This window comes from uncultured Nostoc sp., assembly GCF_964245575.1.
Classification (GTDB): domain Bacteria; phylum Cyanobacteriota; class Cyanobacteriia; order Cyanobacteriales; family Nostocaceae; genus Nostoc.
On record NZ_CAXTNP010000314.1, the window covers coordinates 1 to 7,970 of the forward strand.

The following is a 7,970-nucleotide window of genomic DNA, read 5'->3' on the forward strand; positions in this document are numbered from 1 at the left end:
CCCAGTCCCCAGTCCCAAGTATTGAGTCTCTACGAGTAATTCACCGAATCAAATCGGATTGCTATAGATCATCAACGTATATATGGACAAGGATATTTGAACCAGGTAAAAATTACGGACATATTTTCACGCATCCTCTTTACAATAGTAATATCTTCGCCAGTTTTAAGGGCTTGAGCTAGTATATCTGAAGCTTTCTGCTGTTGTCCCAGTTGTGCATAATGATTAGCAACTTCAGCCAATACTCCAACTCGTTCAGGTTGATTTAGGATATTAAACTGAGCAATGCTTAAGGCTTTGTGTAACAATTGTGAGGCTTGATCTTTTGTTTCTGTTCTAGTAGCCTTGTTAACAAGTTTTATTAAGGGTTTAGCGATACAATCTCCGCAAAAATCATCATCTATAGACTCAATAATTTTAAATGCTTGTTCATATTGCCCTGCTGACGCAGCTTTCATGGCAATTTGAGATAGTCCATTCATTTTGTCGGGGCGAACTTCATGAGGGTAATGGTTTCCAATAGATTTGATGTTCTTAATAGCTAGGTCATATTGAGATTGCTCTGCATCTTCAACCGCTACTGCAACTAATGCCCGAACTCTTTCAGGCGCCCCCAGCATTTTAGCAGCTTCCAAAGCTTGTTGATGAAATCCTATCTCCTCGTATTTAACAGCAATTTGACTGAATTGCTCAGTTTTCCAAGCATATTCATTAGTTTTAATCTGTTGAAAGGCTTGATTTAATATTTGTAAGGCTTTATTTTTTTGACCTAGTTTTGCGTAACCAATGGCGATTTTGAACAATATTGGTATTTGTAAGGGTTTATTTTTTTGACCTAGTTTTGCGTAACCAATGGCGATTTCGGACAATATTGGTTTTGGTATATTATTAATCTGAATAAGCTGAACAGCCCCAAAACTACTGTCTAATATCTCTACAGCTTTATCTTGTTGTCCTATGTTTGCATAGCTAACAGCAATCTTGACTATGTTTTCAACTTGGTCGGAGATGTACTTATCAGATTGGGTAAGCTGAAGACATCGGTTTAATATTTGTTCAGATTTAGCTTTCTGTCCTAATTCTGTGTACTGACTAGCTACCTTAGCTAAAGCACTAACATTCTTAATTCTATTGGCAAGTTCAAAGGTTTGATCTAATAACGGCAAGGCTTTACTTCTAAGTTTTGTAGAGGTTGCCAACTCAGCAATCTTAGTTAATGCCTCTCCTGTCTTATCGGTATTCTCGTCAATCGAGCTAAGAAGTTGAAAAGCTTGGTCGTATAGCCCGACTTGGGCAGCTTCAACAGCAACTTCAGCTATAGCACTGTCTCTGTTTTCAAAATATCCAATTGCTTTATTATCGAGCAACTGGGTAACCTGAATGGCTTGGTTGAAGCGACCTGCTTCGGCAGCCTTGACTGCTGCCTCATTTAGCATTTGAGCAGCCCCACTTCCATGTTCAGCACCTTCTTTTGCTATCTTAATAACTTGAAGAGCTTGAGCGGGTTGCCCAACTTCTGCATACTTGGTAGCTACTTTAAGCAGTGCAGAGCTTCTTCGAGAAGAATAGGTATTGATCTCCTTAATCTTTTCAGCATTCTTTAATGCTTGAGCTAATATTTTTGAGGATTTATCCTTTTGTCCCATCTGGGCATACCCAACAGCAACTATAGCCAATGTTCTGGCTTTAATTGACTGACCCTCACTTGGGTTATATGCTATATCGGGAAACAAACAGATTCCGCCTAAAATATGATTTACCACTGCACATATTAAACCGATGGTAAAGAGTAATCCAATAATCGGTAAAAATTTTCGTTTCATGGCCAGTTGATTTAGTGCTGAGACAGAAAAATTACAGACTAACCATATAATAACTGTATATAGGGGTTCTCGGTTGGGTGCAATACAGGGCCATTTCATTCTAGCGATCGCCTCAGAAACCGCTCCAGACGCTGAGGGCGCAGAGAAAGAGGAAAGAGGGATAATTCCCATACAAACGGATTTGATATCATCACTCCCAATACGGTTCGGATAAGATCCCCCCGCCTGCGGCGACCCCCGATAAATTGGGGGTAAAGTTCAGAAAGAACAAGCCTTAAAAAGGGGGGATCTTCAAGAGACAAACATGTTAACCGAACCGTATTGTAAGAGCGATCGCTAAATATAAAGCTCAAAACACGATAATCGCCCACATACTAACTCCCAACGCGATCGCTGCTAGGAGTTGCGGTATGAGCGATCGCACTGCTTGCTTGGCAATCTTTTGCGTTAATAACATACTCAGCAACACTGAGAAAATTATCGTTGCACCTTGCAAAAAGGCAATCACAGCTGGGTGAGCAACCAATATTGGCAATTGTTCACCACCCAGACCAAGAGTAGCAAAGGTCACGGGTAAAATCCGTCCGCCTTCGCCTAAGCCTAAACGCAGATAGTGAGCCAAGTTTCCCCCTAACACTAATGGTAGGTAGCCATAGGCAAGTTCTACAAATCTTCGAGGCTTATGGTTAAAGTTGAACACTTGCAGCAAGCCATAAGCCGCAAAGGTAAAAATCGCTGGGATAATTAACACTAGCAGCGATAATCCCAAGTGCTGCCAAAACTGAGTTAAATCCAGTTGCAACCCCAACCAAGATTGCAACTCTGGCAAGCGATGCAGATATATCCCACCCAATAGCAAAAACAATAATGCTACTTCATAGGTGCGGGGTACATGAGTTGTCCACAGTTCAATACCAGGGGGACGCAAGTTGAACTCAACGGAACGATGGGGACAGGCTTTAAGGCAAGTCATGCACAGCACGCAATCTCTGTTATCTTCTAACTGGGCTGGGTGGGAGTATAAAGGACATCCATTAGTTTCCATCCCTTCGCCCTTTTGTGGCCCACCTTTATAGCATTGATACGTCGTGCAACTGGCAGAACAAATACCTTGCTGTGCCCGGAGTTCCGTCATTGAGAGTTTGGCAAATAAACCATTCATCCCGCCGATGGGACAGAGATAACGACACCAAAATCTTCGTTCAAAAATGGCAGAGAAAATCATCGCACCTGCGGTAATTAATAGCAGCAAACAAGCGCTAAGGTAAGCTGTATTTTCTAAATGCCAGAGTTCTTCCCATAAGAAAATTAGGGTGAACAAACCGAACATAAACCATCCGCCCCATTTCTCAGCTTCCTCTCTCGGCCAGCGCTTGAGTTTTCGAGGCCACAGCCACAGAGATAACTTTTGGGTAATTTCCCCGTAAATCATAAACGGACAAACAGAACACCAGATACGTCCCAAAAAGGGAAAGAGAAATAGGAAGAAAGGCCACCACCAAGCCCAAAATAGATTTAATACGAAATTGCGATCGCGGGTTTGCGGCCCAATAAATAAGACTGCAACAATAATCGCAAAAGCCGTTGCCGTAAAACCATAGTTAATGCGATCGGGCCACCAGGGACTACGTAAAAACCGCCGCAAACGAGGAGAGGCATTTAACAGATTCACCCGAAAACGTTTTTTCTTTGTTTCGGCTGGCCAGAAAATTTCTTCTGTTAATTCATTGGCACCCTGCGCTTGCACGATCGCTCTTTCTACCAGATTTTTTAATTCTTTGAGGTTACCAGGAAAATCATACGACTGTAGGCGACGCAGAGCTTCTGGGGTGATGTGCGGTTTCGGAACGCCTCTAGCCCGAATGTAGAGACTAATATAATATTCAACCTGTGCCTGAACATCGGTTTTCCGCACCCGTAGCGGTGGTACTTTAATAATGTGACCAATACAGCGTTCAATTGTCGGCTGAGTTTTTTCTGAAACAATCAGAATTCTGGCTTTACTGGAACGAGGTTCAGGTGTTGCTTCTCCCGAACGATTGACGGGGGTATATGTGCCAGTTTTGAGCAACTGCGTCACCGGAGGTAATAATTCTTCGGGCAATTCTTGGATATTGTTGAGAACTAAAGTACCTTCTCCCAACCATTCCAACAATCCTGGTTTACCGCCAGCGCGACCGAATAAATCTGCACCGCTAGTTTGCAGAATACCGCAATTTACTTTAATAATTGGTTCTCGTCGTTTTGGAGAACCAAAGTGGATGAGGGCTGCTATATTGTCTTTTTCTAACCCTGGTTCTCCGAAAATATCCACTGATTTGCAATCAGCCGCCGATAAACGAATTTGCTCGCGCAGCCGCACAGCATAGCGACTTGTACCGATAATTCCGCGTTGCGCTTTGGTGACTAAATATGGTCGCAAAGCAACAGATCGTTCTTGTTCATAGCCAAGTGCAGATGTAGCTTGAGCTAATTCTTGAGCCAATTGACGCGAAAAAGCCTGAGCAATTTCAAGGTATTGGGTGGCTAATTCACGAAATTTATCACCAGGGACAACCCACAAATGACATTCGGTTACCGTAGTAATTGTGAATGGAGTTAATTCATCCAACAGCAATTCTTTGAGTTCAATCACTGCACCCGGGAGGAATCCACAAGCTAAGGCTGGGTTGGTTTCATTGGTGCTATTGCTTTCTAGTTGACCTTCTACAAGAATATAGAGGGCTTCTGGAGGAGTGCCTTCGGTAACTAAGTCAGTTTCGGCACTCACTACTTGTTCTTCAATTACTTGAGCGATCGCATTTAACACCTCAGGCGAGAGAATTCCTAAACTCGTGCGTTTTTGTAGCCATGTAACCGTTTCTGGAGATGTCATATTAATTTCTCCGTGTAGGCTGCTGTATAAGAAGATTATCACTTGAAAACTAGCTTAAAACATCTGCGTGTGGCGGGCGATGCGTAATAAGTTATATCATGTCCGTCCATACTCATGATTCCATGTTGGAGTATTGCGCCGCTACTGCCTCAGTAAAGTTGTGAGTAGTCTTAAATGTCTGGTTCTTGCAGCCATCGGGCGACCATACCCGCCAAAACTCCACCTAAAATTGGAAACACGATGAAAATCCAAAGGTCAGCCAATGCCCAACCGCGAGTAAAAATAGCTGTGGCTAGCGATCGCACGGGATTGACGCTGGCATTTGTCACAGGAATCAGGATAAGATGCGCCAAGGTCAGCCCTAAACCAATGGGGATGGGTGCAGACCGTTTGAAAACGGGAGAAGATGTGACGCTCAAGATCAGCAGCACAAAGCCACAGGTAACAGTGAATTCGGCTAATGCACAAGCCCACCAGCTATAGTTACCAGGGGAGTGAATTCCCACCCCATTAGAACCAAAGTTAGCTGTTGTAAACTCCGGCTTGCCCATGCAAATCAAAAACAGGATAGTAGTCCCCCAAATTCCGCCGAGAACCTGACTTCCTATATATGGCAAAACGTCTCGGAAAGAAAATTGCTTGGCTACCCATAAACCAATTGTGACTGCGGGGTTGATGTGACATCCACTTATAGAACCAAAAGTATAGGCAGCAGTCAACAAACTTAAGCCAAAAGCGATCGCCACCCCAGTAACTCCAACCCAAGGTACTGCACCAGAGATAACCGCAGTACCCACGCCCATCAGAACCAACCAAGCTGTACCTAGAGCTTCCGCAAAACATCGTTTTGCTAACGAGTAACGATTCATGAGATAATGCCACAACTGGGTAGACGTGATTGATATTTGTACACATTAGCTGAATCACACTAAGATAAATACTCGCTTCTGGATTATTAAGTAGAAAAATTACTAAGATACTGTTAGTTGCTTCATTGAAAAATTTGATGAGAAATTTCATTTATCTAATCGCTGTAATACCCCTGCCTCAACGCTTCTCCCAAAAGGAGACGCTACGCCAATGTAGGTAGAGGATGCAAAGCGGTTAAAAACGCAGCACTTGCACATTAATATCGGGGAATTGATCGGGAGAAATTATGGCAATTTATCTAGACTCAGCGATCGCATCTGAAGCTGAAGTTGTTAAGCTTTGGGGATGGGTGAAAGGCATTACCACAAATCCCACGCTGTTGTCTCAAAGCGATACCCCACCAAAAACCACGCTCAAAAAATTGGTTGCCTTGACGAATGGCCCGTTATACTATCAACTTGTGGCATCTGATAAAGCTGGGATGCTAGCTGAAGGTAGAAAAGCTTTCGAGATTATTGGTTCGCAAACAATTTTAAAGATTCCCGCAATACCGTTAGGTTTTGAAGTGGTGGCGAGTCTATCACCAGAAATTACCTGTTCGGTGACAGCGATTTACAGTGCAGCACAGGCAGCAGTAGCACGAGAAGCAGGAGCTAAAATTGCCATAGCTTATGTAAATCGAGCTACGCAGTTGTTAGGTGACGGTATTGCTTTGGTGCGGGATATGGCTAGCGTACTCAAAGGCAGTGATACGGAAATCTTGGCAGCCAGTATCAAATCTCCCCAAGAAGCAGCCGCCTCATTGCAAGCCGGGGCGGATCATTTGACTTTACCATTGGCAATGTTGCAAGCGATCGCTACTCATGAATTCTCACAGAAAACTGTTGAAGAATTCGCTAAAGGAGGCATTGGTTTAGGATAATTCGTAATACTTCGGCTCCTTTCGACTTCGCTCAAGGCAAGTCGCTCAGTACAAGTTCGTAATTCGTAATGACGCTCGAATTCTCGCTAACGTAATTCGTAATTAAAATGAGTTTGTCAGATATTCCTAATCTTTGGGTTCCTTTAACACTTTTAGGTTTGATTATTGTCGCTGCTGTATTCTTCAGCCGCAGCAGTTGATATTTAAAACATTACAGAATACTTTATTTAGCGGTTCCCGTCGATACCTTTGACTCGTTCTTTCAGGAGCGATTCACTCAGGAAGCTGTCAAACTTTATCAAGTGAAGTTGGTGAGTTATGATCCACTTCAGGAGGTGATTCTCGAATGGAAAGAGTAGAACAATACCGCCAAAGTATCCGCCAAGTATTAACATCTCACGCTATTTTTGAGAGTGGCAATTCAGACATAGAATCGCAACTTGTGTTTGATACAGAACATGACCACTACCACCTTTTGGAAGTTGGCTGGGAGGGACTTAAGCGAGTTTACAACTGTATCATCCATTTAGACATTAAGGATGGGAAGATTTGGATTCAGCGCAATATGACTGATATAGATATTGCGCGGGAATTAGTAGAAATTGGTGTGCCGAAGCAGGATATTATTCTGGGTTTACATCCGCCCTATAAGCGTCCGTATACAGGGTATGGAGTAGCTTAAAGAAAAGTGCAATCATAGCATATCAAAGATCATCTGGTAGACAATCTTCATGAATGGCGGCTACTTGGTACGATAAAGTACAGAGTATTACAACTTAACTCTCAAGTAAATAGAAAAGGAATACGTACATGGGAAAAGGGAGGTTAGAAGCATTCAGCGATGGGGTGATTGCCATCATCATCACTATAATGGTGCTGGAAATCAAAGTGCCGCATGGATTCGATTTAGCTGCGCTACGTCCACTAATCCCGGTATTTTTGAGCTATGTGCTGAGTTTTATTTATATCGGCATCTACTGGAACAATCACCATCATCTCCTACAGGCAGTCCGACACGTTAATGGGCGTATCCTTTGGGCGAATCTGCATTTGCTATTTTGGTTGTCCCTAATCCCCTTCGTCACTGGCTGGATGGGCGAGAATCAATTTGCCGCTATGCCAGTTGCCCTTTATGGTACGGTATTGTTGTTGTCTGCGTTGGCTTACTTTATCCTTACCCGCACTCTCATTTCTTACCACGGAAGCGATTCGACATTAGCGATCGCAGTGGGCCGAGATTTCAAAGGACAAATATCGATGGTGTTCTATGCAGCAGCAATTCCACTTGCCTTTGTGAACTCATGGTTTGCCTGTATACTATACGTTCTGGTTGCAGTTATGTGGCTCATCCCCGACCGTCGCATTGAAAATACTCTCGCTCCCTGAACGTATTTGTCCAATATTCGATTGTTTCGCCTGACAATGCGATTGTTTCGCCTGACAATGCGATTGTTTCGCCTGACAATGCGATTGTTTCGCC

7 protein-coding genes are annotated in these 7,970 nt (G+C 43.3%); 4 read left to right on the forward strand and 3 right to left on the reverse strand.

Features of this window, described 5'->3' with window-relative positions; all coding sequences use genetic code 11:
* Nucleotides 1-71: 71 nt before the first annotated feature.
* The 3 genes from ACFFAP_RS32605 to aqpZ all read right to left on the reverse strand — a co-directional run bounded on the left by ACFFAP_RS32605 (nt 72) and on the right by aqpZ (nt 5,567).
* Nucleotides 72-1,823, reverse strand: a complete 1,752-nt coding sequence (locus tag ACFFAP_RS32605; protein WP_375515098.1) for a tetratricopeptide repeat protein — start codon at nt 1,821-1,823, stop codon at nt 72-74.
* A gap of 349 nt (nt 1,824-2,172) precedes the next feature.
* A complete protein-coding gene (locus ACFFAP_RS32610; protein ID WP_375515099.1) occupies nt 2,173-4,698 on the reverse strand; it encodes a cyclic nucleotide-binding domain-containing protein in 2,526 nt (841 codons plus the stop codon).
* Nucleotides 4,699-4,868: 170 nt separating this feature from the next.
* Complete coding sequence (gene aqpZ, locus ACFFAP_RS32615) at nt 4,869-5,567, reverse strand: aquaporin Z (protein WP_375515100.1); 699 nt, start codon at nt 5,565-5,567, stop codon at nt 4,869-4,871.
* A gap of 287 nt (nt 5,568-5,854) precedes the next feature.
* On the opposite strand from aqpZ, the gene ACFFAP_RS32620 reads away from it, so the two are divergent.
* The 4 genes from ACFFAP_RS32620 (at nt 5,855) to ACFFAP_RS32635 (ending at nt 7,876) form a co-directional block, all read left to right on the forward strand.
* The gene (locus tag ACFFAP_RS32620; RefSeq protein ID WP_375515101.1) at nt 5,855-6,490 is read left to right on the forward strand and encodes a transaldolase family protein; all 636 of its coding nucleotides are present in this window, start codon (nt 5,855-5,857) and stop codon (nt 6,488-6,490) included.
* 218 nt (nt 6,491-6,708) lie between these two features.
* On the forward strand, nt 6,709-6,849 hold the full coding sequence (locus ACFFAP_RS32625; RefSeq protein WP_375515104.1) for an element excision factor XisH family protein: 141 nt from the start codon (nt 6,709-6,711) through the stop codon (nt 6,847-6,849).
* Nucleotides 6,837-7,172: a XisI protein gene (locus tag ACFFAP_RS32630; protein WP_375515102.1), complete on the forward strand. Its 336-nt coding sequence runs from the start codon at nt 6,837-6,839 to the stop codon at nt 7,170-7,172. The genes ACFFAP_RS32625 and ACFFAP_RS32630 overlap by 13 nt, the downstream gene beginning before the upstream one ends.
* Nucleotides 7,173-7,300: 128 nt before the next feature.
* On the forward strand, nt 7,301-7,876 hold the full coding sequence (locus tag ACFFAP_RS32635; protein WP_375515103.1) for a TMEM175 family protein: 576 nt from the start codon (nt 7,301-7,303) through the stop codon (nt 7,874-7,876).
* Nucleotides 7,877-7,970 lie beyond the last annotated feature (94 nt).